Raw genomic sequence first — 26,197 nt, forward strand, 5'->3', positions numbered from 1 at the left:
GAGGGTCATACCCGTTCCCATTCCGAACACGGAAGTCAAGCCTCCCTTCGCCGATGGTACCTGGCCCCCGGGCCCGGGAGAGTAGGGCGCCGCTGGATTCACGGGCCCCTTGAGCTAACGCTCGAGGGGCCCTTCTTTTTTATACCGCTCGCGCCGCGTCCCGGCATGAATGCTCCGGCAGGCGCTCGCTATCGCCTCCACGACTCGTCAGTACGAGTCGCTTGTCGCTCACAGCCCCTTGAAGTAAAACTCGTGGGGGCTTTTTTTATACCCTGAATGTCACCCTGACGATGCTGAGCGTCTTCAGCATGACATTGGTCAGGGTCAGCAATTCATACCCTCTCTGGATGGAATGCAGAGATAGCCGATGAATGCTATTGCGCTAGTCGTTTGCGTGCTTTATTTTTTAAGCAATGACTAGCTTAAAACATTTTCTTTTGTTCGTACTTCTTTTTTCTGCGTTGTCCTTTGCCGTTCCAGTTTCTTATGGAACTGCGTATACCGACACTGTATTTGTGACACGTGTTTCCAGTGAAAAGTCATATATAGCAGTCAGGCATGGTTGCCGCACCGACTGGATAAAGCAGGATTCCGTGCTCGACAAGGATCTTCCGCAGGATTCCCTCCTCTCGATTCTTTATGGAAGTGCTCCTAGCTCGGACAGTGTTGCCATTTATGAGGGGTGGGCGAACAGTTGTGCAGAATACTCGTCGAAGCAGTCCATTGATGGGTGGAAGGTTATTGGGGCAGGTGTGGCTCTTGCTACACTTGGAACGGTCTTGACTTTCTTTGTTGACTATGACCACCTAGGAACGGCTATAGCGGGGCGTACGATAGGGATTGGCTTTTTGATTGTAAGTCCATTTGAATTTTGGTTGGGCTCGTCCGCGATTTCAAATGCATCTAGGCAAAAAGAACTTGGCAAACGTTACAAAGAAAAGGCGGAGCGGTACAAGGAACGGTACAAACTCAGCATTGCGCCGGCGATAAACCTGCAGGAACCTGGCGGCGGGCTTTTTATGCAGCTCGGGTTTTAACTGAAAACCGCATTTATCACTTGCGACGCCCGCTTTCCTTAAAATGTAAAAATCTGTTTACTAAATGGCAAAATCTGCATTTATTCGAAATGCAGGCTTTTTCTGTACACGAACATGCTTGACATTATAATGTTATTTCTGTAAGTTTGAAGTGACATTTTTATAACAACGTCAAAAAGGACGGCTTCCATGAAAAAGAGTTTTCATGTGTTTTTCGTGTTTGTGCTTATCGCCATGTTCACTGCGATAGCAAACGCCGGTCAGGTAACGCTGCAAGCGAGCGATGATGGCCAGTACATCAATATGCCGACCTCCGGGACGGATACACTCGTTATCCCCTCGGGCGTGACGTCTTTCACCGTGTATGATGATGGTGGGGAGAATGGAAACTATAGTAATAATGTAGACGGGCTTCTGGTTTTGATTGCGCCAGAAGGGTTATCTTTTGCTGTTTCTGGAACGTTGAATACAGAATCGTGCTGTGATGCCTTAGCCATTTATAAAGGCGATATTAATAATGATGAACGTCTTTTGAATGGAAGAGGAGAAGGTTTTGAAATTGAAACACAGATCATCGCTGATGCTACTATTGCGTTGCTATTCATGTCGGATGGAAGTGTAACGCATTCAGGGCTTGAATTGAATGTTTCTGTGGGCGATGTTTCGGCTTCACACACGGTAACATTGAATACCGCTACGGGAGGGACTGTTACTAGCAACAAAACGGAAGCTGCTTTTGGCGAAGAAATAACCTTGACGCTGACCCCGAGCGGGAACAATGTGATAAAGGGGGTTTCCGTTGTTGATGAAAACGGGAACGTTGTGAAAACTTCGAAAATCAATTGGTATTCTGGTACTAATACGGCGAAGTTCATCATGCCTGGCAGCAATGTTACTGTAACGCCAGAGTTTGTGGGGAGCATTTCTGCGGCTGATGGGGACTTTATCAATATGCCGGCATCGGGAACAACGTCTATCACAATTCCTGCGGGCGTGACATCGTTCAAGGTGTATGACAATGGCGGTAAGGACGGAAACCATGACTATAATGCTGATGGATATCTTGAGCTTTTCGCTCCGACGGGGTATTCTTTGGCTTTGTCGGGTACTGTGAATTCTAGCGAAGGATGCGGTTATGTTACAGTTTATGATGGCATTAGTGCGAATTACCAGATTTTAGATGAAAAAACGGGTTTGAAAACGGACGTTGGGCCTGCTGTCAGCACGGAAAATGTGATGACAATTAGATTCAGTTCAGATAATTGCCCTGTAGAAGCGGGCCTTGACTTGACAGTGACTCTTGTGGATAAGACTGTTCCTCATGAGATTACGCTGAATAGTGTTGAAGGGGGAACCGTCAGCAGCGACAAGTCGTCGGCAGCTATGGGGGAAACGGTAACATTGACTCTGGCTCCGAGTGAAAACAAACTGTTAAGTAATGTTTCGGTTATCGGTGCTGATGGAACACCGGTAGAAGTGACAGGAGGAAACTGGTATTCTGGAAATACGGCGACATTTGTGATGCCTTTCCAAGAGGTTCAGGTGACAGCCGTATTCGTAGACGCAGTTACGGCTGAAGGAGGCTCCTTTATTAATATGCCTGTTTCAGGAGAGGAGCATATTACAATTCCTGCGGGCGTGACGTCGTTCAAGGTGTATGATGATGGCGGCAAGAACGGGAAATATAGCGACAATGCAAATGGGACTCTTTCTCTTGTTGCGCCGGAAGGAATGCAGCTGATGATTTCGGGAACGATGAAGACCGAAGGGTGCGATGAAATTACAATCCTAGATGGCGAATATGGTTATGAAACGCTTTTTGGAACAACTGGTGGAGAACAGGATATAGATCCGGTGGTCAGCACGTTGGGCGGCTTGATGATTCGGTTCGAATCGGATGGAAGTGTTGTTTATTCAGGTCTTGATTTGACCGTAACTGTTGTTGACATGAATACGGAGTACGCAGTGACAGTGAATAGCGCTCCTGGAGGGACTGTAACCAGCAATGTTTCTTCAGCCAAAGTGGGCGATGAAATTGCCTTGTCGATTACACCGAATAAAGGATTCCTGTTGAGTGGACTGGAAGTCAAGGGAACGGAAGATCAACAGCTTATTAAGGTTAATGGTGGGGAATGGTACTCTGACAATGATATGGCCTACTTTAAAATGCCGCGCGAGAATGTGACTGTGACTCCCGTGTTCACGAATGACCTTACGGCAGAGGGCGGATTAAAAGTAGATATGCTTTCTAATGCTTATAAACAATATGTTTATGTGCCCGAAGGAGTGCGCTCGTTTAGGGTCAAGTACGAAGAATATGCCGATTATTCCTCTACTTATTTGACCCTGTATGCTCCGGAAGGGTATGTCTTCCGGGTTGAGGATCTAGAGGACGACGTGTCAGCGGAGTATTTCCAGATTCTTGATTATAGTGATTATGGAGATAATTGTATTTGGGGATACTGGTGCGGTAATGTATCGTCGTCGGTTTCTAGTTATAGCGACAATCTAACGATGCGTGTTGAAGCACAGGAGGAAGAATTTACCCTAGACATGAAGGTGACTCTTGTCGATGCGACAAAGGCGCATGCTATTAATATTGCTACAGGCATACAGGGTGGAAGTGTCCAAAGTGAAGTTAGCTCCGCTATGCTGGGAGAGTATGTGAATTTGACGGCGACACCTGATGAGGGCTTTTTGCTCGCTTCCATTGATGTCGTTGATTCTGTCGGGAATGTGGTGAAAGTTGACAATGGCCTATGGTATTCTGAAGGTGCGGCTTATTTCAAGATGCCGGCCTATCATGTTACAGTCACGCCTACATTTACGGATGACCTAAGTAACCTTTCTATCAATATGCCTACTGATGGAAACACAATTATGGCGAATATTCCTGCCAACGTAACCTCGTTCAAGGTTTACGATGATGGCGGTCCGGATTTTGAATATACCAAGTCTTCCGGATCCAACTATATAGTGATGAATGCTCCTGAGGGATTTATTTTCCGGATAACGGGTTCTGTGTCCACGGGGTCGGAGAATGATTATCTGCGTATTATTGACGGGGATCGTTCCGGAGACATTCTGTTGAATGGTTTGAGCGGATACGGGAAAGATGTTGGAACTTATTATAGTTCGGGCCGTCTGATGACATTGATGTTCTATACAGGTAGTAGCGGAAGCCCGTTTGATGGCTTGGATTTGACTGTAGAACTTGTCGATGCTTCTACGGAACATACAATAACACTTGCCCAGAACAGTTCAAAGGGAACATTGACTTCGGATAAGACAAGTGCAGCGACAGGCGAAACGGTTACATTGAATGCTGTCCCAAAAGAGGGATATTTGCTAAAGGAAATTCGCGTTACGGATGCGAATGGAAATTCTAAGAAGGTAACTGGCGGTACATGGGCGACATCGAATACCGCGACATTCATGATGCCTTATTCGAATGTTAACGCGGAGGCCGTCTTTACGGATAATTGGACTTCATCTGTGCTGTATGTCAATATGCCTGCATCGGGGAATATGACTGTAGATATTCCTGAAGGCGTATCCTCGTTCTTGGTATATGATGATGGTGGAATAAATGCGAGCAGTGCTTTGAACGCGAATGGACATCTCGTATTGAGGGCGCCCATTGGGTATACTTTGCAGGCTTTGGGCTCAATAACCGGTCGTTATATGGGAATAGCGAGTTTGTCTATTCATGATGGGGATTCTTCCGCCTCTGTAATTACAACGGTCTCGTCTGAATTTATGGGCGGGACGAAGAATGTCGCAACTGTGACGAGTTCTGGGAACGTGATGACGCTAGATTTTTCTTGCCGGACTATGATGATGGGAAATGGAAATCCGGCAGATATGCGGTTGGTCGTGACGCTTGTTGCGGCTGAGGCACACGAAGTTGCTTTGGGTGAGTATACAGGCGGAATGGCTTCTATTGACAAGGCGACGGCCTATCCTGGTGAAACGGTGACGTTGACGACTCATTCAGAAACGGGCTATTTGCTTGCCGGAGTCAATGTTGAAGATGCTGAACACAACACAATAAAAGTGTCGGAAACCACATGGGATGCCGACAATACAGCGACATTTACTATGCCGAATGCAAGTGTTACGGTTACACCGAACTTTACGAACGATTTGACTGCGGCGGGTGGGCTTTATCTGAGACTGCCTTCTGGAGGAGCGTCGAAGACGTTTACTGTTCCTGAAGGGGTGACTTCGTTCAAGCTTTATGCAGCTGATATTGATGAGGGCCTCTGCAGTGGTAAAGAATCGAGTACCAACTCAATTGAACTTTCTTCCTCAAATGGGAGTAATTTCCTGGTTGAAGGAACGATAGCAGAGGATTCTTGGCTGCAAATAGGTGAAAAGATATCGGATGGTGAATTTGCTCCCATGCCGGTTCGGCAATATAGCGGCTATACATCTACAGATATAGGTCAATATCAGAGTACGAGTGGTACAGTGACGATTTCTTATGATCGCTGTCAAGATCTGGATTTGACAGTAACAGTCGGTGGTGTTGCTACATCGTATACAGTGGCGATTGCTAGTGCTACCGGTGGTACGGTGTCAAGCAATAAGGAAACAGCGTTTGCGGGCGAACGGGTGGGATTGTCGATAACTCCAGATAATAATCATGTGATAGAAAGGCTCCTTGCCGACAATCCTAGTATTATCTCCTCAATTAAGACTGCTTGGTATCGTTCTAATGATGTCTATTTCACGATGCCGGCTGCAGATGTGACGATTACCCCGGTATTTAGCGATGCGCTTACCGCAGAAGATGGGCTGTTTATCGATATGCCGAGTGGATGGAATGAAGTTGATGCGACTATTCCGAAAAATGTTAAGTCGTTTAAGATATATGATGATGGCGGCGTAGATGGTAATTATTCTACGTATACTGGGAGTTCGATTGTTTTGTTCCCTCCAGAAGGGTTTGCCATAAGGCTGTCGGGAACGATGACAACATCGCAGAGTGGCTCCCTCCAGATTTATGCCGCTGATAATATGTATGGTGAAACTTCTGAATATAATGTCATGAGTGCTGGAGAAGGGTTGACAACGGATATTGGAACTATCACAGGTAGATATCTGCAGTTGAGATTTACTCCGTGCGATGACAAGTTGTGCGTAGGGTCTTATTCCGGGCTTGACATAACAGCGACGCTGGTGAAGTCTACTCACTATGCGGCTGTCAACGTCAATGAAGATGAAAATGGTCACATGGTGGCGACAATTGACGGCAACTATGATGATTATGACGAAATTGAAATCCCGGTTGAGATTCCGGTCGATACAGTCGTGCTGAACCGTACGTTCAGCAATCAGACCGGCTACTCCACGATTGTGCTGCCCTTCAATATCTCTCGCGATAAGATTGAGGGCTTGGCGGATGTCGCTGAGTTTGGAGGTATTGGAATCAATCCGGAAACAGGCAAGAAAGAGGTTGTAATGTACCGCGTGAATGGTGAACTACAGGCGAATACGCCCTATGTAATCCAGATGTCTGGCTCCTCACTTGTATTCCATGGCGCTGTAACGCTGCAGCCGACTGTGGAACCCGTTACCAAGATTGGAGAATGGGAATTCCGGGGAACCTTGGGTAAGATGGAGTGGTACGATGGTCATGAGGATCTTGGCAAGGTCTACGGCTTTGCTGCGGGAAGCGGTGACGATGGCCTCGTAGGCAAGTTCGTGAAGGCTGCTCCGGGTGCGTGGATTACAGCCTTGCGTGCTTATATCATCAGGAATCCTGCGTCGTACGCAAGGGGCTTGGGTTCGGCTGCAAAGCCTGCTGCCGTAGATGCATCTATTCCTGACCAAATGGAAGTAGTAATTGTCGACCGTCCGTCGGATGATGGTGAAGAACATACGACAGTCATCGGGCGCATAAATACCCGTACGGGCGAATTCACGATGGAACGTAATTACGACCTCAAGGGCCGTAAACTGAACGGGAAGCCGACTGTACGCGGCATGTACTACGGTAAAAAGAAGATTGTAAAGTAAGGGAGGATTGAAAATGGAAATCGAAGTGAAACAGAAAAAAGAATATGTAGTTCCAGAAATGGAAGAGATTCGTCTTAATTTGGGCGCGTGCCTGTTGCAGGATAGCGATCCGAGCGACCCTGAAGAATGGGGTGGCGAGTTTGGCTAGCAGGCTCTGGCTTGCAGAAGAAAAGCGCTCCGTGAAAACGGAGCGCTTCTTGTATAAGAAATCTTTGGATTACTGTGAGCAAAAAGCGCCTCGTCTTAACGAGGCGTGTTTGCGAGAGTGAGTGAGAAACCGGAGGTTTCAATACCAGAGACGACGAACGAACGGTCTAAATCGGATATTTATCCTTCGCGGCTTCGAGTTCGGCGCTCGTTTTTTCCCATGCATCGTAAAGTTCGTCAACGAGTTTCTTGTTGTCGTCCATTTCTTTTGCGATGGCGGTGATGGCGTTGCCGTCGCCACTTTCCGATGCGGTTACGAGTTTGGCTTCGAGCTCGCCGCCGAGGGCCTCCGCTTTCGCGATGTCTTCTTCGATCTTTGCGAGCTTCTTTTCGAGAGGCTTGATGACCTTGGAGCGTTCGGCGATGTAGTCGGCACGGGCCTTGCGGTCCATGGAGGCGCGAGGCGAGGCGTTTGTTGCGGCGGCGTTCGCGGATTTGGAGGCGTCGCCTTCCACGTCGATGTTCGAAACCTTGATGTTCGCGGAATTTGCGCCGCCGGGTTTCTTTTCGGATGCCCAACCCACCTTCTCGAGGAAGTCCGCATACGTGCCTTCGAAAATGCGGCAGCTTCCGCCGTCAAATACCACGAGCCTCGTCGCGAACGCATGGAGCAGTTCTTCATCGTGGGTCACCACGAGGGCGGTACCTTCGTAGTCTTCGAGCGCGTCGATAAGGCTCTCGATGCTTTCCATGTCCAGGTGGTTCGTCGGTTCGTCAAGCAAAAGCATGTTGCAGGGGCTTGCGAGAATTTTTCCGAGGAGCACGCGGCTCCTTTCGCCACCCGAGAGGACCTTTATCTTCTTGAGCGCGGCATCGCCGCTGAACATCATGAGGCCGGCAAGTCCGCGGGCACGGCTCTTTTGCGAGACTTCCGCAATGGCCGATGCGATTTCTTCTTCGACGGTGTTGTCGAGGTTCAGGCGGTTGATATTCGTCTGCCCGAAATAGTTTATCTGCAAATTCGGATTGTAGGTGATTTCGCCTTCGGTCGGCTGCAGCTCCTTGGCGATCAAGTTCAGGAGCGTCGTTTTACCGCGGCCGTTCGGGCCTATGATTGCGATGCGGTCGCCCTTGAATACTTCCATCGTGAGGTCGGAGATGAGCTCCGGGCCCATTCCCTGCGCAGTGCCGTCATCGTTACGGTTGGGATACGCGAAATGCAGCCCCTTGATCTGGAGCATTCTCTTGCCGGGGAAACCCGCTTCGGTAAAGCTGAAATCCAGGTTCCTTTCGTGCGTGAGGCGCTCGCCGGTCGCAAGCTTTGCCGCCGCCTTGATTTTGGACTGCACCATGGCGGCCTTCGCGGCCTTGTAACGGAAGCGTTCGATGACGCGTTCGAGCTGTTCCTTTTTGCGCTGCTCGTTTTCTTGCGTGCGCATCGCCACTTCTTCTTCTTCGGCGATGGTCTCGCGGAGCTTTTCGACGGTCCCCTTCACCTTGCGCATCTTGTGGCGGTGAATGCCGACCGTATGCGTGCAGACTTCGTCCATAAAGTGGTGGTCGTGCGTAATCAGCAGCACTTCGCCCTTCCATGCGCGTAAAAAGCGGCTGAGCCAGCGCATGGATACGATGTCGAGGTAGTTCGTCGGTTCGTCGAGCAACAGCATGTCGGGCTCGCTCGCCAAGACTTTCGCGAGATTCAGGCGGATCTGGAAACCGCCCGAGAGGAGCATCGGGCTCTTGTGCATGGATTCTTCGTCGAATCCGAGACCGAAAAGGATGGCCTCCACCTTGTGCTCTTCGAGCCAGCCGTCTTCATTGGGCTTGAGTACGCTGCATGCCTCTTCGTGCACGGTCGCGTGCGTGAAGTTGATGTGCTGCTGCAGGTAGCCGATGGTATAGTTCTTCGGAATGTCGATGGATCCGCCGTCGATGCATTCCTGACCCAGGATCATCTTGAAAAGTGTCGATTTTCCGCAACCGTTGCGGCCTACGAGCCCTACGCGTTCGTGGCTTGCCACCAAAAAGCTGGCACCGTCAAGCAGCACCTGCTCGCCAAAAGATTTAGAGACGTTTTGTACCTGAATCACGGAATGTAAATTTAGAAAAAATGATGGTAAAGCAAAGCTACTATTAAGTATATTTCAAGACAAGTTATGCGCTTCTTTTTGCCTGCAATTCTATGCATTTTGAGCCTTCTTGTTTTGGGAGGCTGTACCTACCGCCCTCCTATCAAGGAACTTCCGGAATACGGCCGCAATGAAATTGCATGGGAAGAAATAGAGGCCGACAGTATTTACCAGCGCGAATTGAAATTCGCTCGCATGGCGGATTCGTCGCATAATGGCGCAAGCTACTATGTCGAAGAAGGCTTCAAGACAATCAGGCGAGGGGCTCATAGCTATGCGGTGGAGGATTTCAACAAGGCGTGGCTGCTGGATTCGCTAAACCCGCACGTATACATGGGATTTGCCCTGACCGAAATATGGAAGGGCAATGTGAAGAGCGCCGTCAAGCATTATGCCAAGTACAGGGAACTCTACGAGAAGAATCCCGTCCCGCGCTTCCCGGCGGTTGCGACATCTGATTCAGTAACTGCGGTGCCGTCGGATTCCGTAGCTGCGACACCGGACACTTCCCTTCGCGAAAGTTTTATCTATGGAAAACTTGTTTCATTTAAAAATGATTGGGGCTTCCGCTTGGAACCGGAATGGTGTGATGTCTCTATATCGAGTGCAAACGAAGAATTTGTGGACAGTATGCTAAATTCGGATGTCTTGCCGGAAAACGAGAGGCTTATACTTTACCGGCACTACATAAAAAGTCATGCTCCTGTGAGATATGTCGAGGTAGAAATCAAGGTCCTTAAAATCTTTGACAAAGCTTCTGGGAAATGGGTCGCTCCGCCCAAGGATTCCGTCTATCGTTTTTCGTTTGTCGAACGTGAGGGGCTTTTCCTGGACGCAGAAGCAAGTCGCCTTGTAGAACTTGGAATCCCGTCTATTCCGGATTCTTCGGCGCGGGTGTTCTGGCTTAAACCCTACGCATTCAGGAATGCTTCGCTTGCAATGCGTAGTTATTCAGACAAATTAACCGAGCAGGAACTGGCGGACGCTGCGCCGGAAAAGTTAACGTTCAAGCCTTATCAGGAACGGCATTATGTTGAACCTTCGCCCATTGAAACTCCGGTCCGTTCCAGTATAGCACATGCCCTGGCTGAAGGCAAGTACGATTCGTTGCGCACATTTTTGAACATGGCTTTGGAACTGGAAAGGCATTATGGCGAAAAACCCTTGAGCGATGGCGAGTACGTGCGGATTTCACTCCTGGATTCCGGGGCGCTGGCAGATACGGTGACCGCCCGCAAGGGGGCGTCTCTGCGCGACCCGCTAGAGGACATTCGTGTGAACGATTCCCTAAAGCTCCTGATTGCGTACCGTTCGTACCCGTATGTGTTTACGGATGAATTTTTTGACAAGGTAAGTCCGTCGCCACAAAAGATAAGCTTGATAAATATGGCGCAGCAGCCTTTCTACAGTTCCGTCGGAAAACTTCCGGACAACCGCATGGGCTTCCGGACACATTTCGGCCCGAGGGTGAATATCTATGAAGGCTCTATACATGATGTGATTGGCCCCGCTTCTGTAGGCGGTGAAATGAATATTCAGGGCTGCCTGCTGTATGGGTGTCTCAGTGTCGGGTTCACCGTATATGGTCAGGTTGACGGCGAGGAGACTATAATGTACGATGGCGAAGAGTATGACAGGTCGTTGACGGGTGATGTCTCTTTCCTCGTGAGTCTCGGAATAAGGCCGATCATCCATAGGCATGGCGACCTGGAATTGTACGGCATTATGAACTTGGCGGGGTACTCTGTGGAAGATTCTACCGTCAAGAGCATCTTTACTCCGAACTTCGGCGTCGGTGCAGCAGTTACGTATATCTTTTTCGATTCCGACCGCGGGATAAAAGATGGTTCAATGCTGAAAGATGTCCGGTTCAAGGCGGAATACTATTGGAACAGTTCTCCGAAAAAGACCGAGGGCCTTGACGGGCATACCCTCGCGTTTTCGCTGCAGTTTGGCATCGGCCAGACGAGTTATACATTTGTCGAAGAAAAAAATGCCAAGCATAAATTCAGTTTGTCTGAAAAAATTTCTAGGTTTATGGCGCTCAAATAAAAAATGATTGAGAATGGATATGAAAAATAAAGTTGCGCTGGTTGCCGTTATTCTGGTTTCATTTGCGTTTGTGCAGTTTTCTCTCGCATCTGAGTTGCTGAAGTGCGGCGGTGTTGAACGGAGCGTACAGGAGGATCCGTTACTCGGAAAGCCTTTTGTAATCTACCCCTTCGATGCGGGTGACAGTGCGCAGTATCATGCGACGATTGTGAGGTATTGCGGCCCTGCGGCGGGCAGTGTGGCGTTTGCCGGCTCGCTTGATTCCCTGAATAATGACAGCGCTGTTGTGGAAAGTGATTCTGCTGCCCTGAAAGACAAGCTTGTACGCAAGGCGGCCGTCTTGTATATCCACGGATTCAATGACTATTTCTTCCAGCGGAACCTTGCCGAAAAGATGGATTCCGCGGGCTATGCCTTCTATGCGATAGACCTGCACAAGTACGGACGTTCGTACCGTGAAGGCGAAACGATGGGTGAGCTCCGCGATATTCAGGAGTACTACGCCGAACTCGATTCTGCGATTGCGTTTGTCCGCAAGGTTGAAGGCGATTCCGTGCCGCTTGTGATGCTGGGGCATAGCACCGGCGGGCTTATCGCATGCCTTTATGCGGCAGACCGCGAAAACGGTGCTGGCTTTGCTGCTATCGTATTGAACAGTCCCTTCTTGGAAATGAATTACGTGTGGCCGATTCGCCGTATTGGCGCTCCTGTGCTTTCGGCGGTGGGGGCGATTTTCCCGAATCTGGGAATTCCGCGCAGCAAGAACGAGAACTACGACAAGAGTCTTTTGAAGGCCGACTATGGCGAGTGGGAATACGACTCGAAGCTGAAGGTTCGCGGTAGTTTGGCGATTGACTTCGGGTGGCTCCATGCTATCCATCAGGGCCATGTGCGCGTGCAGGCCGGCTTGCGGCTTTCGCCTCCGGTTCTGGTGATGCACAGCGGCTGCAGTTTTATCGATGACGACTGGAGCGAGGAATATACCCGTTGCGACGGTGTGCTGAACGTGGAGCATATCCGCGAATATGGCCGCAATCTTGGACCGAGCGTGCAGCTCGAAGAAATAGAGGGCGGCCTCCACGACCTGTTCCTTTCGCACTTGCCGGCCCGCGACAACGCCTACAGGAAGATGTTCCAATTCCTGGACAGCAGGCTTTGATTCACGTGCCCTGAAGTCGCTTTTGTATTGTCGTGCGCCCTGCGCCAGAAAATGCTATTTTTCATGACGCCTTCATTTTTTGAAAGACGAGGTTATGATGATTATTGATTTGAAAGGCATGGAAACGACCGTGCTGCCGAATTTCAAGGGCGGCGAGAAGGAATACAAGGCTAAGATGTACTTTGACGGTACGACCCGCATTATGCGCGGGACTCTTGAACAGGGCGCTTCCATCGGTTACCACAAGCACGAGAGCAACAGCGAAATCATGTTCTTCATTGCGGGCAAGGGCAAGGTGCTCTTTGACGACGGCGTGGAATACGTGGAAGCGGGCCAGTGCCATTTTTGCCCGAAGGGTCATAGCCACAGTTTGATTAACGAGAACGAGGAACCGCTGGAGTTCTACGCCTGCGTCCCGGAACTCGGATAGATTAAGTTTAAGATTGCCGCGGTCGATGCGCTCTTTCGCAATGACGTGGCGGAAAAACGGAGAATTGATATGTCTAAGTTGATGCGCTCTATTTCCGGCATTCGCGGAATTGTCGGCGACACCCTCACCCCGCAGGTTCTCAAGAGCCATGTGCGCGCCTTCCTCGAAATCACGAAGGCGAAACGCGTTGTTATCGGGCGCGACAGCCGCCCCACCGGCGATGCCATCGTGCAGTTTGTCGCGGGCATCTGCCGCCTCTCCGGCGTAGACGTGGTGGACGTTGGCCTTTCGACGACGCCGTCCGTGGAACTCCTCACGACGCATTTCAAGGCGGATGCTGGCATCATCATTACCGCAAGCCATAACCCGCTCGAATGGAACGCGCTCAAGTTCCTCAACAACAAGGGACTCTTCCTCGGGCCCGATGACGTGAAGAAGCTTTTCGAGCTCGCCGATGCGGACAACTTCACCTATCCAGATTACCGCACGATGGGCAAGTACGAAGTCGCGCCGGATGCCGACGGCATTCATATCGACGGCACGCTCAAGATTCCGTTCGTGGACGTGGAAGCCATCAAGGCGAAGCATTTCAAGGTGGCCGTGGATGCCGTGAATGGTGCGGGCAGCTACATTGTTCCGCGCCTGTTGGAACAGCTCGGCTGCGAAGTGGTGCGCGTGCATTGCGAACCCGATGGCACGTTCCCGCGCGGTGCGGAACCGATTCCGGAGAACCTGGGCGACCTGCGTGAAGCCGTAAAGAAGAACGGCTGTGCGGTGGGATTTGCCGTGGACCCGGATGCCGACCGCTGCGCCCTCGTGGACGGTTTGGGACAAAGTATCGGTGAGGAATATACGCTTGCCATCGCGACGGACGAAGTGCTTGCCCAGAAGAAGGGAAGCGTCTGCGTGAACCTTTCTACAAGCCGCATGAACGAAGATGTCGCCGCGAAGTACGGTTGCGGTTTCAGTCGTGCGAAGGTGGGCGAAATCAACGTGAGCCTGCAGATGATCGAAAACGGCTGCGTTATCGGTGGCGAAGGCAACGGCGGCGTGATTCTGCCGGCGCTTCACTACGGGCGCGATAGCCTTGTGGCCGCGGCTCTTGTCTTGAGCTGGATGGCTCATCACGATGGCGGCCCCGAAAAGTTCGTGGCTGAAAACCCTGCCTATGTGATGCCGAAGAAGAAGTTTGAACTCGGCGACAAGAAGGTGGCGGACATTCTCCCGAAGGTGAAGGCGGAATTTGCCGGCTGGACCATGGACGAACGCGACGGCCTCTGGCTTGGCAGTGAAAAGTCCTGGGTGCATGTGCGCGCGAGCAATACCGAGCCGGTGATTCGCGTGATTGCGGAAGCGCCGACGGCTGCTGAGGCCGAAGAGCTTTGCAGCAAGGTCGAAAAACTCATATAGCGACCGCTCGTTCGTCATATTGGGGACTGGACCTCCGGTTTCTCACTCTCCCCGCAAGGGGGACCATGACCACATAAGCGCTAAAGCGCCAAGTGGTCAAAGTGCTCTCGCAAAAGCGCCTCGTATTAACGAGGCGCTTTTTGCTTACAAAACCTTCGCTATGCAGCGTTTATTTCCTTTACAGTTCAATTCCCGTGTCACGCTCGATGACCGTCTCGCAGGCGGCTTTGAACGTTTCGGGCGTCGCGACGATGGTGACGGATTCCTTCGCGCGCGTGATGCCCGTGTAGAGAATCTGCCGGTTGAGCAGAGGGTGCTCGGGCCTTGTCGGTATAAACATCAGCACATGGTCGTATTCGGAGCCTTGTGCCTTATGGATGGTAATCGCAAATGCGGTCTCAAGCACATTAGGCGCGAATTGGTATTCCGGGTAAAAAACGAACCCCCTGTTGCTTTTGAACAGGATGAATTTTTCGCCGTTGCCCTGCGTAAATAGAATTCCCGTGTCGCCATTGTAAAGTTTGAAACTGCTTTGGTTGCGGTTGAGCATGATAATCTTGCTGATGTTTGCCCCTTTCGCCTTGGAAAGCAGAAGGCGCTCTATCGCCGCATTGATGTTTTGGACGCCTGCGGCCCCTGAACGTTCGGCAGAAAGGATGCGCGCCTTGGTGCAAAAGTTCCAGACGCGTTCCAGCAATTCTTCTTGGTTCGACTGATTCGGAACGACTTGTGCGGCAAGCTCCACGAAGGAACCCAGATATTCGTCGGCCCATATTTCGAGGATTCCCTGCAGTTGGGCGGATTTTTCTCGCGTATCCAGGTTCAGCAATTGCACTTCGCTGCGCATGTTCCATTCGCTTGGCGGAACGAACGTGCAGGGGGATTCGCTAAAATCGAGTTTGGCGAGGTGCCCGATGGCCGAGTTTTCGTTGAAACGCCTTGAAACGGTGAGCTTGACGGTCGAATCAGCCTTGGATTCCAGAAGTTCGCCGAGGACGGCGCCCGCATCGACGGAAGGCAGCTGGTGCGCATCGCCCAGGAGGAATATGCGCGCGCTGTGCGGCAGTGCTTGCAAGAAGTTCGCAAAAAGCGTCAGGTCAATCATGCTCGATTCATCGATAACGAAAACGGAATTTTCCGGGAAACGGTTTTCGGAGTTATAGATGAACTTGTTGTCGTCGGGCTTGTAGCCCAGCAGCCTATGGAGCGTATAGGAGTCTGCGTTCGACATCTTGTTGTAAATTACGAGGTTCGTTTCGAATTCGTCGGCACCAATCAGGTTGACGGACTGTTCGATACTTTCCTTCATGCGGTCGGCCGCCTTGCCGCTAGGTGCCGCAAGGTAAAGGGGCGCCTGCAGATGCTTTTCGGAATTCAGGTAGAGCTCGCGTAGCAAGAAGAATATGACGGTCGTCTTGCCGGTGCCCGGCCCGCCGGTGACAATCAGGTTTTCTTGCCTGCCGCGGATTACGGCCAGCGCCTGTTCCTGTTCCAGCGTGATTCCGCTCCCTTGCGGGCCATGCGTGATAGATTTGATGGTCTGCACACATTGCGGGATTTCCGCTTCATCATAGGGAACGTGATTGAAGAATTCTTTGACCTTGTCTTCTACGATAACTTTCGCGAAATAATATTTGGAGGGGTACAGGAACCCGTTCTGTAGCACGAAAGGCTTTTGATAAAAAGAATTGGCGTCCGGTGCGCTGTCTACAATATTCCCGTAGGCGCCCTGCTTGATGGAAACCGCCCCGTTCACGATGGATTCCGAGAACTCGCCAAAATCCGCAATGCCTAGGTTCTGCATTTTCTTGTTGATCGCCTGGCGCAAAGGCGCTTCTTCGACGGAAATTCGCGTATCGCCGTCGTTCTGTTTTGCAAGCAACAGGGCGAAAAGATTTTGCGCATCTTGGTTCAAATTCTTTTGGATGCCGGTCAAGAATTTGAGTAGCCGCACCTGGAGCGAAGATATTCCGCCGTATTCAAGCAATGTGTTGATGAACGAATCACGCATCAGGCGATAATCTCCTTGTAAAGGCTTTCCAGTTCTTTGAAGGAGCCGAATGTGCTTGCTACAATACCGCTATTTTCGTTTGCGCGGCAACCCCTGAAGAACACGTAGTAGATGCCGCCAAAGTAGTTGTTGAAAATTTCCTGCTCGCTCATCTCGGGGTAGAACGATTTTAGCCAGCGGATCAACACGTAGGAATAGAGGACCTGCTGTACATTGTAACGCCGCAGGAGCATCTGGTTTTTCATGGCGGCTTCGTCGTATGTATCGATGTAGTCCGATTTCCAGTCCAGAACGCAGTAGCGCCCGTTTCGCTTGAACAGGAGGTCCATAAAGCCTTTGCAGTACAAGTTTATCACTTCCTTTTCGCGTTCGGATTTTAAATCCATGAAGAAGAGCATTTCGCTCCGGCGGGAATCGTTTGCGATTTCGCTTAGGCTAAAGGCTTCCCCAGTTTTTGTATTGCCTTCGATAACGGTAAGGCTTGCGTTGAGCGTGTTCCAGACAAATGCGATGGTCGTGTCGAGCCAGTCGGGATGGGAATCGATATCCAGCGATTCGTGCAAGAACGAAGAGACTATCAGTTCCTTGAACGCGGAATCTTCTTTTAGCTTTTTCGGGTCTGCCTTGCCAATCTTTTGGAAATCGACGAGTTCGAAAATCTTGTGCAGCGCGTTACCGAGTTCCGCTCCGCGCGGGTATGTGCTTGTGTCCTTCGCGGTGCGTGCGGCGCCATCGCCTTCGTCTTTTTGCAGGCGGCCTTCATCGGTTTCCTGCTCCTGCGTGCCGTGCGCGATTTGCGAGTACGACGTGGAATGCGGGAACCGTCCCCAGACCTTCCAGGCAGCCATCTTTTCGGCCAATGTCGCGACATCAATCGCGCCCGTATCTTTTTCGCCCTTGCTCATGCCGTCTAGAATCAGGGAGATTCGCTCCTTTACGTTCTCGACAGGCCTTTGAACGAGCCGCTCGTAAAACTGTTCCTGGTTTGAGCTGTTCTGGCAGAAGTCATCCATGGTTTTGGAAAGCCATGTCATCTCCCTCTTGCGCTCCTGCGTTTTTCCATCGGCCCTCTTTTTCATCTTTGCGAAACGGGGCATGATAAGCATGTGTGTCGCGCGCGTAAATGCGACGTAGAACAGGCGGCGCCATTCTTCTTCTGATTCGAACTTCGCAAGTTCCTTCGCGTCTTCGTTGAAGGACAGGCTCCTCTTGGAGTCTGTATTGGAATGTACCAGGTAGGGCCCCGAGGAACCCGCGTGGCCGCGTTCGCCCGCTACGGAAATCACGATCGGATATTCGAGCCCCTTTGACGCATGGATGGTCATGGTCTGGATGACGTCGAGGTCGGTTCCCTTCGCGACGATGCTGGAATCCTTCAGCGCGTTTTCGGAATGGGTGACGAGGGCGTCCAGGTGGCGGACCAACTCTTCGAGCGAACAGTTGGTCGTGTAGAGGTATTCGACGGCGTAATCCCCGATTTGGCGAATCTTGTTTAGGCTCTGGAGATTTTCGGGCTGGTAGAGTTCTCCCATGTTGGGGGATTCTGCGTAGATGCTTTCTTGCAGTTCGGCCCAGCGGCGCGATTCCGCAAGCGCATGCCATTTGACGAACGTGGAAATTTCCGCGATGGATTTTTCTCCGGCAGAGATGGCGTTTATGTAATCCAGGTCCTTGCCCCAGAAATCCGTCAGCAATGCGGCGAACAGAAGATTGCGGTTCCTTTCGGAGTAATTATCCGCATCAATCGCCTTGAGTAATGCGCTCCATTCGGCGCATTCCCTGCTGGTAAACAAGTTGTCGTCTTTGTAGCGCAAGAACGGGAGCCCGACCTTGCGCAACTTGTATTCGACATGTTCAAGTTCGGATCGGGTACGGGCGAGAATGGCGAAATCCGAGAATTTCACGCTCCGCAGTGCGCCCGTCTTTTTATCGGGAACTTGCAACCTTGTCTTGCCGCCTTCGAAGGTGCAAAAATCGATGATGTTGTTGACGACGATTTCGGCGTATTCCTTCGGCTCGATGTCTTCTGCGCTAATCCAGAAGGGCTTTACAGGCTTTCCCTTGTATTCCGCGTCGGGCTTTGCATCTGGCGGGCAATTGGACGGCGTGAAATCGAGATTGAAATGCGGGCTCGTTTCGAACAGCGTGTTGCACGCCTCAATCATCACGTTGCTGGAACGCCAGTTGGTAGTAAGCGCCTTCCCGTGGCCGATTTCGGAAATGGCATTCTCGTAGATATTGAGGTCTGCGCCTTGGAACGAATAGATGGATTGCTTGGGATCGCCTACTACCAAAATGTGGTGCTGCCCGTCATCGGCTTCGACAAAAATCTTCTTGAAGATGTCCCACTGGAGCGCGTTCGTGTCCTGGAATTCGTCGATGATGGCGTACCTGAACTTTTGCCTGAGGGAACGGACCAGCGGAGAATTTTCGACCATGACGGCGTTGCGCACGTTACGGATCATGTCGTTGAACGACTGTATCTTCTTGGTTCGTTTTTCCTTTTCCCATTCCCTGTACAATCGGGGAATGTAGGTGAACAGGCATTTTTGCGAAAGAAGCGTGTCGATACCCTTTTGGGAATTGAGCAGGTTCTTGAAATCGACAATGGTTTTCAGGGCGACTTCAAAATCGTCTTGCGGCCTTTCGATATTGATGCGGAACGAGGTCCCGCTATAAAGGGCCTTTCCTTTGCGCCATTCCTTGATGGCGTTGAGCAGATCTTTGACGGTCTTGCTCTTGGTGATATACTGATCAGAGCATCCTTCCAGAACATGGACCGCTGCGGCAAAGCTTTTTACGAGTAGCAGGTCTTCGTAGTTCTTGGCTTCGCTTATCTTGCCCTGTTCGCTGTAAGGGAGTACGGTGCCGCCCGCGGTGATGTCGGAATCGGGCGGAAGCACTATAGTTTCGGGAATGTATGTCTGTATGGAACTTTTCAGGAGCGCAGAAAGCCTTTCTACGTTGCCGCCGCTCTTTAAGAACGTGATGAAAAGTTCTTCGTGAATCCAGTTGTCGCGAATCAGTTTTTCTATCAGGTCCTCGACGGCGCTCTCGTCGATCATTTCCTGTTCAAACGGGACGCTCGCTTCGTATGCGAATTCGGCGGAAACTTTTTCGCAGAAGGAATGGATGGTGCCGATGGGTGCGCTATGGATGTCGCGGAGCGCCTGCTGCAGCATGGCGTTCCCCGGAAACTTCAAGGATTCTTCTTCGACTTTTTTGCGGATGCGGTCCTTGAGTTCGCCCGCCGCCTTTTCGGTATAGGTGACAATCAGAATCTGGTCGAGCGAAAGGCCGTTTAAAACGAGCCGCGCAACAACTTGCTGGATCGTGTACGTCTTGCCGGTCCCTGCGGAAGCGGCAATGAACAGGTTCTCGTCTTCTTTGAACTCATCGATGTTGAAATTATCCATTTTCACCACTCCAAATGGGCGCAAGAAGTAGAGTCTGTTCCTTGACGGCGGTAATCCATTCTTCCCTGAAATTGTCTATCGAGAAACCCGAGAATTTTTCCGGAGCAAAAAGGTTTTTTCCGTCAAAATATTCCCATGGGCCGTTTTGGCTTGTCAGCTTGTAGCGATAATCTGCGAAGGATTGAATCAATGGGTCATCGAGCAATTGTAGCGGGGCGCATTTCCCGTATTTCTTAATGAAGGCACGGTCGAAAACCTCTTCCAGTATTAGCGCAGCGTCCGTGGGCCGTACCGTAAATTGTTTTTCTTGTGCTTTATCGCTGGAACACAGGTAAATGCGGAGGATGAAGGTTTCCGCGGTGTCTTTCGTGTTGCTCGATGCTGCCATAAGGAGGGCGTCGAGATACGGCTTGACAAAATCTGCGGCGGAGCCGCCGTTCTTCTTTACCGTGAAAAGGATATGCCTGTGTTCGTCCAGTTGCGAATACCAGTCCAGCGTGGTCGTGAGTGTCCAGAGGTGGGCGCCGTTGCTCAGCAGGGCTTCCCGCTTTTCCTGGTAAGTCGCCGGAATCAAGAAGTCACCGCTCTGGATTTTGTGCGAAACATCCATCGCCAAATCGTTGTACTTTTGCTGGACCATTTCACCGAAGATTCCGTTCGGGAACTTTCTTTTCAGAATCCATTCCTGTTCTGTCTTCGTGTATCCGCTAAAGTCTTCGCTCAATATGGAATGGACAAATTCCTTGAGCAGTTTCGACTTGTCGTAGGCCTTCAGGTCGATGGGTTCAAAGAGTTCCTTTTCCGGGTTTTCTTCGATAGAGGGCAGGCGCACGGATTTCGCCAGCTGGAATCGGAACGGGTCGTCAAAAAACAACTTGAGTTCCCGTACGGATACCTTGTCCGGGAGGATTATCGGCTTGCCTTCGATTTGAATTTCCTGCGGAGTATTTACGTTGGCGCCAATGTGGAGGCTCTTCTTGTTCCGAAGCGCGCGCTGCGTGAACAGTTCGTCGGCCGGGCGCGTTTCGTCCAGCGGGATTTTCTTCTCGTCGAATTCCTTCGCGCATGGCACGCCCGAAGATGCGATGAAGAACTGCAGGTCGCGTACCACAGATGCGGGGAAAAGTTCCTCGTCTTTTTGCAGGTTCCTGTTGATGTAACTGATGTGGAAACCTTCCGTGGCGCTCATCAACTGGCACAGGAATGTATAGCAGTTGCGGTCGATGACGGAATCGTCGCCGGGCCATCGCGCGGCCTGCGAGCGCAAATCCATCGTGTTCTGCCTTTTGCGGCCGGGGAATACGCTAGCGTTTGCCCCAATGAAGAAGATGTGCTTGGCGGGGATTGTCCGGTTGACGGAGAACTTCATGAATGTGAGGCCGCCATTGAACAGGCGATTGTTGCCTCCGCGGGAGTTCTTGCAGGCGCATTGGATGGTCTGCTGGACAATTTTCCAGGAAATGTATTCGGCTCCGGCATCGAACTGGATGTTCAGCAAATCAATGGCGCTTTGGACCTTGTGCCAGATGCTTTTCTCGTTCACGAATTCTTCTTCGTTTGCCGGGATGGAAACCCAGTGAGAAAGCATTTTTTCGAATTGCGGGATGCCGTTCTTGTCGCCTGCATCGAGGCCTTCCCGCGCAAAGGCGATCCATTTGCGAAGGCCGTCAATGCAATCGATGAACTTCTGCACGGAATCCGAATTGCCCGATTCGATATCCGAATAAGGCACGTAGCCGTCGCTTTCCGAGCGGAACGGGCTTGCGCTCACCTGCGAAAGCAAAAGCTGGTTGACGCAATGCTCCCAGTCGTCTTCGCGGATTTTGCCGCCGTGACGGAACACGTTCATGTTCACGATCCATTGTTCCCATGCGGAAATGTAATCGGGATTTATGGAAAGCGATGCCTGGACTACGGGATTTTTTACGAGACTGAAAAATGCCGGCCTGGAAATATAGCCCTGCTGGTGAATTTCGAACAGGTTGCCAATGGCGTTTTCAATCAGGGAATCCTTTTCGGGATAATCCGTAATGGTGAACGGAATGTAGAACGGGGAATCCTTCTTGGCCGCATTGAAGACTTGCTCGATGGGAGTCCTGTACTGGTCGAGATTCGGGGAGACGACGACCATTTCGTCAAGGCGCGTTCCGCTTTGCAGCAGCTGGCAGACCTCCGTATGGAGGGCCTCGATTTCGCGCAGTGTCGATGGCGCCGCCGTCAGGGAAAGCGTGCGGTCCGTCATATCGTCCGCATTGCTTTGCGGGAGTTCCGCATCAAAAATATTCTTGCGATGCGCAACCAGATATTGCACCTGGTGCAGCAACGTGTCGGGGCGGAAATCCGCATCGGCAAAATCGAACGTGTAATCGCTGGAAAGGCACCAGAGCCTTATGTTTTCGCGCCCGGTGCGGCCCCAGTTTTTCAGCAGCATGTTCTCGTTTTCGTCCAGGTTCTGTTCGGTATCGTCATCCGCCGTTTTGGGCAGCGCGATTCCCGCGGGCGCGTTTGCCTTGTTCCAATGCCTCACGTGCCTTACGTCGATGTCTTCCCAGAATTCCATGCATGGGTTCTGGATATAGGCGTAAACCTCTTTCTGGTTCGCGATTTCTTGCAGGATGACGCGGTAGAACTGCCCCATTCCGGAGAGCCCGAAAATAAAGATGGGCCTGTCGCAGTCAAAATTGTTGTTGCATTGCGAAAACAGGTAGGGCAGCGTCAGGAATTCAGTTTTCTGGTTGGTGCGCTTTACCGTGGCCTTGAACGTCTTGGTCAATAGCGATTCGCCACCGTCGTTGTGGAACAGCTTGGCGTAGATATGACGCTGCCATTTCTCCTTGGGAACGATTCTCTCCTTGGTCGAGAAGAAGTCGCGCAGGTCGCCCTGTTTCCAGTAGGCGAGCAGGCCTTCGTGATGGTCGCTCTGCAGCGGAGAAATGAAGTTGCCCGGGCGGCTCGTCTCGTATTCCAAAAAGAGGCCCGCAAGCGTGTTGGCAAAATCGAAAAGTTTGGCATCGTCGATTTCGCCGGTTTCACCATCCAAGTAAGAATGGAGCTCCTTGAGGATTGGGGTATTCTGCTGTAGGGCGCCTCCCTTGAGGAAGGCGAGCAGTACGTTCCGGAGGATATCTGTCGAAATTTTCTGCTTCGAAGTATCCCCGTGCGAAAGGACGCGGAACAGGAACTTGTCTATCGTCGTGATTTCGAGATTCGCGATGACACCTTTCTTTTGCACCCAGCGCAGGCGGAACCACTGTTCCAGTTTGGGGTCCGGGAATATGACGATGGGCGCCTCGAACGGATCCTTCCAACACGATGAAACTTCGTCGATCATCTTGTCGGCGAGATGTTCCAGGCTCAGTGCGAAATTCAGGTGCAGCATGCTATTGGTGGAATATAAAAAGAATTACTGGCCTTCATACAGTTTCCCGTACCATTCCTTGTCATATTCCGGATGTTCCTTCACGAAGCGCCGCAGCGCCTTGTGCACTTCCCATGCGAGGCAGAGATTCTCGGCTTCGCACTTGGGCTTGAGCGCATAGTAGAGCTCGCGAATTTTTTCGTCCATGGTAATCATGATCGCTCCTTTTGTCGGGTCGCCCCTGTTGTAAATTTAATTATATGTTGTGACAAATATTGTCATTTCCTGTTCTTTGCGTATATACGGATTCGTCGAATTCCTTCAGCCGCAATTCGTTGATCATCGTTTCGAGATTGCACGGCGTGCCGTCACCGTGGAATTCGGCGCCTGGCTTGGAATCTCTGTGATTCTCTTTGGTGGTTTTCTTTTCGTGTTCCACCTCGGCGAGCGTCCACTTGGCGATAAAATCCCTTGCGACGGTCTCGATGTCTTCGGAAAGCTTGGCCTGCAAAAACCAGAAATACTTGCCAAAACTGCGGTTGGCGACATGGGGCTCGTTCTTGCATTCGGGACAATACGCTGTTGCCTGGGAACCGCCCGAAAGCGGCGACCCGGTAAAGCTGCGGATGACGGCCGTGCCCCCGCACTTGCACTGGACTTTGAACTGGTCGGTGTCCCAGATGCGGAGGAGGGTTGCCAGCTTGAGATTGATTGTGACGAATGTGCCTGCAAAGCTGAACCACCTTGCTGTACTCAGGGGGCCGACATAGAGCCCGCCGCCCCTAATAGCGTAATGTGCGTCAATGTTGGCGTAGCGCGGTGTCGCGAGAATCTCTTCCTTATGTCGCATGATAAGGTCCAGGTTATCGTACAGCAGTTTTTTCTTGCGCTCGAAACTCTTTTTTTGGAGTTCGCGCAGTTCCTTCTGCTCCCTGTTTTCTTGTTCAATTTCGTCGCTGATTAGCTTCAGGCCCGCTGCCTGCCGCTTGCACATTGATACGAACGACTCGGAATCGTCGATTCTGATGGTTGCCATAAAGTACCTCGTGTATGTGGTTATGTTTGACTTCTTTTTTTATGCGTATATATCAATATATGCATAACCATGACCAATATACAAAATACCCGCGACAAAAACTGTCATTTTGAAGTCGTGTGCGAAAAAGAGATATTGCCGGTTGCCGGCAAGAATGAAATTGTCGTGTATCAGCCTGAAGGTGGGGTTTCATCTAAAGATGGCGGGAACAAGATTATGACCATCATGCAGGTCGAATGCTCCGAGGTTTACCATGAACTTGTGGATTCTTTATTAGCGAAAGGTTCGATTATTATGGAGTCTAACTAGCCAAAAGGTGCGTTGCCTACCTATATTTTAACCATGATGAAAATGATTAGGGATTTTGCTTTGCTTGTGGCGATGCTTGCTTGCGCGACAACTGCGAACGCCCAGCTGGTGCAGAAGAAGCCTTCTGCGGTGGATTCCGTGGACCTATCCGGCGGGACGAAGAAGCGCCCGCTGGTCTATTCGGACAGCGCCTCGCTGCGCAACGATAGGGCTGCAAACGGAGCTACGGCCTCTATGGACAGCCGCGAGTATTCCAACGATTCTACGATGGGGACTGTGATCGGGATTGGCGCCGAATTTGTGGGCCAGACGATAAAGAACATGCTGTCGCCGAACTCCGCCGAAGCGGATGCCGTCGAACGCGAATGGCAGAAGCGATAAAAAAAATCCCCGCTTGTGCGGGGATAATTGCATAAAGAGTCTGGGCTCTTATCCCAAATATTTTTCGCCGCTTTCCACGCTCTGGTAGATGAGCGTGTTGATGGTCATGGGACCCACGCCGCCCGGAACCGGGGTGTAGGCAGATGCCACGTCGTCGAGGCCCTTCTCGATATCGCCCACGCCACCCGGATGGTAACCGGCGTCGACCACGACCGCGCCCTGCTTGATCCATTCCTTCTTGATGAATTCCGGCTTGCCGACCGCACCCACGAGGATGTCGGCCTGCTTCACGAATTCGGGGAGGTTTTCTGTCTTGCTGTGGCAAATGGTCACGGTGCAGTCGGCGTTCAGGAGCATGAGTGCCATGGGCTTGCCCAAGATGGCGCTGCGGCCGACGACCACGGCGTGCTTGCCCTTGAGGGGAATGTTGTAGGCCTTCAACAGGCGCATGATGCCGGCGGGCGTCGCGCAACCATAGGCGGGTTCACCCATCGCCATGCGGCCAAAGCCCAGGCAGGTCACGCCGTCCACGTCCTTGCGGGCGTCGATGGCTTCGAAGGCGGCGCGTTCATTGATGTGGCGCGGGACCGGGTGCTGCAGCAAAATGCCGTGCACGTCGTTGTTGTCGTTGAGTTCCTGGATCTTGTTCAGGAGTTCTTCGGTGGTGGTGTTCTTGGGGAGCACCACGCGGATGCTTTCCATCCCCACGCGCCCACAGGCGTTGCCCTTCATCTTCACGTACGTGGCGCTGGCCGGGTCGTCGCCCACCAGGATGGTCGCGAGGATGGGGGTCTTGCCCGTCTTTTCCTTGAGTTTCGCCACGCGGGCGCTGAGTTCTTCTTCAGTGGTCTTGGCGAGTGCCTTGCCGTCGAGGATGAGTGCTGCCATAATGTCTCCGGTGCGCGGGTTGCGCTGTTTTACGCCGACAAAGATAGAAAATGGAAAGGCCCCGCGGAAGGCGGGGCGGCATTAAAAAGTGTTCTGGCCGGGGTTACATCACCACGTCGAGGACGGCGGGGATGATGGCGGTTACGACGACCCAGGGGTAGGAGAGAGCGCCGCGGAGCCATCCGGTCGTCTGAATCGGGGCTCGCTGGGCCGGGGCGACCCATTCCCTGCGCGATGCCGCCTTCACGGAAATATCGAGAGCGTCCACGATTTCCTCGACGGAGGAATCGAACCGGCTCTTGTTGGCCGTGGCCTGCGATACTATGTCCATGAAATTGCGTTTCATAGCTATTCTCTTCCTACTCATAAAAATAGCAACCTCTCGGCCTCTTTGCAAGCCGTTTGTTTCT

17 protein-coding genes and 1 rRNA gene are annotated in these 26,197 nt (G+C 51.5%); 10 read left to right on the plus strand and 8 right to left on the minus strand.

Translation table 11 applies throughout. The annotated features are described in order from the left end of the window. The 4 genes from rrf to IK012_RS04675 all read left to right on the plus strand — a co-directional run. Positions 1 to 98: ribosomal RNA gene (gene rrf, locus IK012_RS04660) — 5S ribosomal RNA — on the plus strand; the annotation flags it as partial. Positions 99 to 413: 315 nt separating this feature from the next. Next, entirely contained in the window at positions 414 to 1,037 is a 624-nt protein-coding gene (locus IK012_RS04665) for a hypothetical protein (RefSeq protein WP_290951190.1), read from the plus strand. 189 nt (positions 1,038 to 1,226) lie between these two features. Beyond that, positions 1,227 to 7,061, plus strand: a complete 5,835-nt coding sequence (locus IK012_RS04670; RefSeq protein WP_290951193.1) for a hypothetical protein — start codon at positions 1,227 to 1,229, stop codon at positions 7,059 to 7,061. A 13-nt stretch (positions 7,062 to 7,074) separates the two neighbouring features. Beyond that, positions 7,075 to 7,209 carry a hypothetical protein gene (locus IK012_RS04675; protein WP_290951195.1) on the plus strand — a complete coding sequence of 45 codons (135 nt, stop codon included), beginning with the start codon at positions 7,075 to 7,077 and terminating at the stop codon, positions 7,207 to 7,209. Between the two features lie 166 nt (positions 7,210 to 7,375). On the opposite strand, the gene IK012_RS04680 is transcribed toward IK012_RS04675, so the two are convergent. Continuing rightward, positions 7,376 to 9,298 (minus strand): ABC-F family ATP-binding cassette domain-containing protein, encoded by a 1,923-nt coding sequence (locus IK012_RS04680; protein WP_290951198.1) that lies wholly within the window; start codon positions 9,296 to 9,298, stop codon positions 7,376 to 7,378. 99 nt (positions 9,299 to 9,397) lie between these two features. Between IK012_RS04680 and IK012_RS04685 the strand changes: the two genes are divergently transcribed. The 4 genes from IK012_RS04685 to glmM all read left to right on the plus strand — a co-directional run bounded on the left by IK012_RS04685 (position 9,398) and on the right by glmM (position 14,388). Beyond that, positions 9,398 to 11,389, plus strand: a complete 1,992-nt coding sequence (locus tag IK012_RS04685; protein WP_290951199.1) for a hypothetical protein — start codon at positions 9,398 to 9,400, stop codon at positions 11,387 to 11,389. 19 nt (positions 11,390 to 11,408) lie between these two features. Then, positions 11,409 to 12,548 (plus strand): alpha/beta hydrolase, encoded by a 1,140-nt coding sequence (locus IK012_RS04690; protein ID WP_290951202.1) that lies wholly within the window; start codon positions 11,409 to 11,411, stop codon positions 12,546 to 12,548. Positions 12,549 to 12,642: 94 nt separating this feature from the next. Continuing rightward, the gene (locus IK012_RS04695; RefSeq protein WP_290951205.1) at positions 12,643 to 12,978 is read left to right on the plus strand and encodes a cupin domain-containing protein; all 336 of its coding nucleotides are present in this window, start codon (positions 12,643 to 12,645) and stop codon (positions 12,976 to 12,978) included. A gap of 69 nt (positions 12,979 to 13,047) precedes the next feature. Continuing rightward, on the plus strand, positions 13,048 to 14,388 hold the full coding sequence (gene glmM / locus IK012_RS04700; RefSeq protein ID WP_290951208.1) for a phosphoglucosamine mutase: 1,341 nt from the start codon (positions 13,048 to 13,050) through the stop codon (positions 14,386 to 14,388). A 178-nt stretch (positions 14,389 to 14,566) separates the two neighbouring features. Here glmM and recD read toward each other — a convergent pair whose 3' ends face one another. The 5 genes from recD to IK012_RS04725 are packed head-to-tail and all read right to left on the minus strand — an operon-like array spanning position 14,567 to position 24,209. Further along, the gene (gene recD / locus IK012_RS04705; protein WP_290951211.1) at positions 14,567 to 16,399 is read right to left on the minus strand and encodes an exodeoxyribonuclease V subunit alpha; all 1,833 of its coding nucleotides are present in this window, start codon (positions 16,397 to 16,399) and stop codon (positions 14,567 to 14,569) included. Beyond that, the gene (locus tag IK012_RS04710; RefSeq protein WP_290951214.1) at positions 16,399 to 19,815 is read right to left on the minus strand and encodes an exodeoxyribonuclease V subunit beta; all 3,417 of its coding nucleotides are present in this window, start codon (positions 19,813 to 19,815) and stop codon (positions 16,399 to 16,401) included. The genes recD and IK012_RS04710 overlap by 1 nt, the downstream gene beginning before the upstream one ends. After that, positions 19,808 to 23,194: an exodeoxyribonuclease V subunit gamma gene (locus IK012_RS04715; RefSeq protein ID WP_290951217.1), complete on the minus strand. Its 3,387-nt coding sequence runs from the start codon at positions 23,192 to 23,194 to the stop codon at positions 19,808 to 19,810. The genes IK012_RS04710 and IK012_RS04715 overlap by 8 nt, the downstream gene beginning before the upstream one ends. 24 nt (positions 23,195 to 23,218) lie before the next feature. Beyond that, complete coding sequence (locus IK012_RS04720) at positions 23,219 to 23,389, minus strand: hypothetical protein (protein ID WP_290951220.1); 171 nt, start codon at positions 23,387 to 23,389, stop codon at positions 23,219 to 23,221. Positions 23,390 to 23,429: 40 nt separating this feature from the next. Beyond that, positions 23,430 to 24,209: a hypothetical protein gene (locus IK012_RS04725; RefSeq protein WP_290951223.1), complete on the minus strand. Its 780-nt coding sequence runs from the start codon at positions 24,207 to 24,209 to the stop codon at positions 23,430 to 23,432. A gap of 69 nt (positions 24,210 to 24,278) precedes the next feature. On the opposite strand from IK012_RS04725, the gene IK012_RS04730 reads away from it, so the two are divergent. Continuing rightward, positions 24,279 to 24,518 carry a hypothetical protein gene (locus tag IK012_RS04730; RefSeq protein WP_290951225.1) on the plus strand — a complete coding sequence of 80 codons (240 nt, stop codon included), beginning with the start codon at positions 24,279 to 24,281 and terminating at the stop codon, positions 24,516 to 24,518. Between the two features lie 33 nt (positions 24,519 to 24,551). Next, positions 24,552 to 24,899 carry a hypothetical protein gene (locus tag IK012_RS04735; RefSeq protein WP_290951227.1) on the plus strand — a complete coding sequence of 116 codons (348 nt, stop codon included), beginning with the start codon at positions 24,552 to 24,554 and terminating at the stop codon, positions 24,897 to 24,899. A gap of 48 nt (positions 24,900 to 24,947) precedes the next feature. Here IK012_RS04735 and folD read toward each other — a convergent pair whose 3' ends face one another. Next, a complete protein-coding gene (folD, locus tag IK012_RS04740; RefSeq protein WP_290951230.1) occupies positions 24,948 to 25,787 on the minus strand; it encodes a bifunctional methylenetetrahydrofolate dehydrogenase/methenyltetrahydrofolate cyclohydrolase FolD in 840 nt (279 codons plus the stop codon). 103 nt (positions 25,788 to 25,890) lie between these two features. Further along, positions 25,891 to 26,133 carry a hypothetical protein gene (locus IK012_RS04745; RefSeq protein ID WP_173380312.1) on the minus strand — a complete coding sequence of 81 codons (243 nt, stop codon included), beginning with the start codon at positions 26,131 to 26,133 and terminating at the stop codon, positions 25,891 to 25,893. Positions 26,134 to 26,197 lie beyond the last annotated feature (64 nt).

The sequence above is a fragment of the Fibrobacter sp. genome (assembly GCF_017551775.1).
Taxonomy (GTDB): domain Bacteria; phylum Fibrobacterota; class Fibrobacteria; order Fibrobacterales; family Fibrobacteraceae; genus Fibrobacter.

Coding starts and splice junctions, on each gene's coding strand:
- IK012_RS04665 (WP_290951190.1), top strand. CDS start 414: ATGACTAGCTTAAAACATTTTCTTTTGTTCGTACTTCTTTTTTCTGCG.
- IK012_RS04670 (WP_290951193.1), top strand. CDS start 1,227: ATGAAAAAGAGTTTTCATGTGTTTTTCGTGTTTGTGCTTATCGCCATG.
- IK012_RS04675 (WP_290951195.1), top strand. CDS start 7,075: ATGGAAATCGAAGTGAAACAGAAAAAAGAATATGTAGTTCCAGAAATG.
- IK012_RS04690 (WP_290951202.1), top strand. CDS start 11,409: ATGAAAAATAAAGTTGCGCTGGTTGCCGTTATTCTGGTTTCATTTGCG.
- IK012_RS04695 (WP_290951205.1), top strand. CDS start 12,643: ATGATGATTATTGATTTGAAAGGCATGGAAACGACCGTGCTGCCGAAT.
- glmM (WP_290951208.1), top strand. CDS start 13,048: ATGTCTAAGTTGATGCGCTCTATTTCCGGCATTCGCGGAATTGTCGGC.
- recD (WP_290951211.1), bottom strand. CDS start 16,399: ATGCGTGATTCGTTCATCAACACATTGCTTGAATACGGCGGAATATCT.
- IK012_RS04710 (WP_290951214.1), bottom strand. CDS start 19,815: ATGGATAATTTCAACATCGATGAGTTCAAAGAAGACGAGAACCTGTTC.
- IK012_RS04715 (WP_290951217.1), bottom strand. CDS start 23,194: ATGCTGCACCTGAATTTCGCACTGAGCCTGGAACATCTCGCCGACAAG.
- IK012_RS04720 (WP_290951220.1), bottom strand. CDS start 23,389: ATGATTACCATGGACGAAAAAATTCGCGAGCTCTACTATGCGCTCAAG.
- IK012_RS04725 (WP_290951223.1), bottom strand. CDS start 24,209: ATGGCAACCATCAGAATCGACGATTCCGAGTCGTTCGTATCAATGTGC.
- IK012_RS04730 (WP_290951225.1), top strand. CDS start 24,279: ATGACCAATATACAAAATACCCGCGACAAAAACTGTCATTTTGAAGTC.
- IK012_RS04735 (WP_290951227.1), top strand. CDS start 24,552: ATGATGAAAATGATTAGGGATTTTGCTTTGCTTGTGGCGATGCTTGCT.
- folD (WP_290951230.1), bottom strand. CDS start 25,787: ATGGCAGCACTCATCCTCGACGGCAAGGCACTCGCCAAGACCACTGAA.
- IK012_RS04745 (WP_173380312.1), bottom strand. CDS start 26,133: ATGAAACGCAATTTCATGGACATAGTATCGCAGGCCACGGCCAACAAG.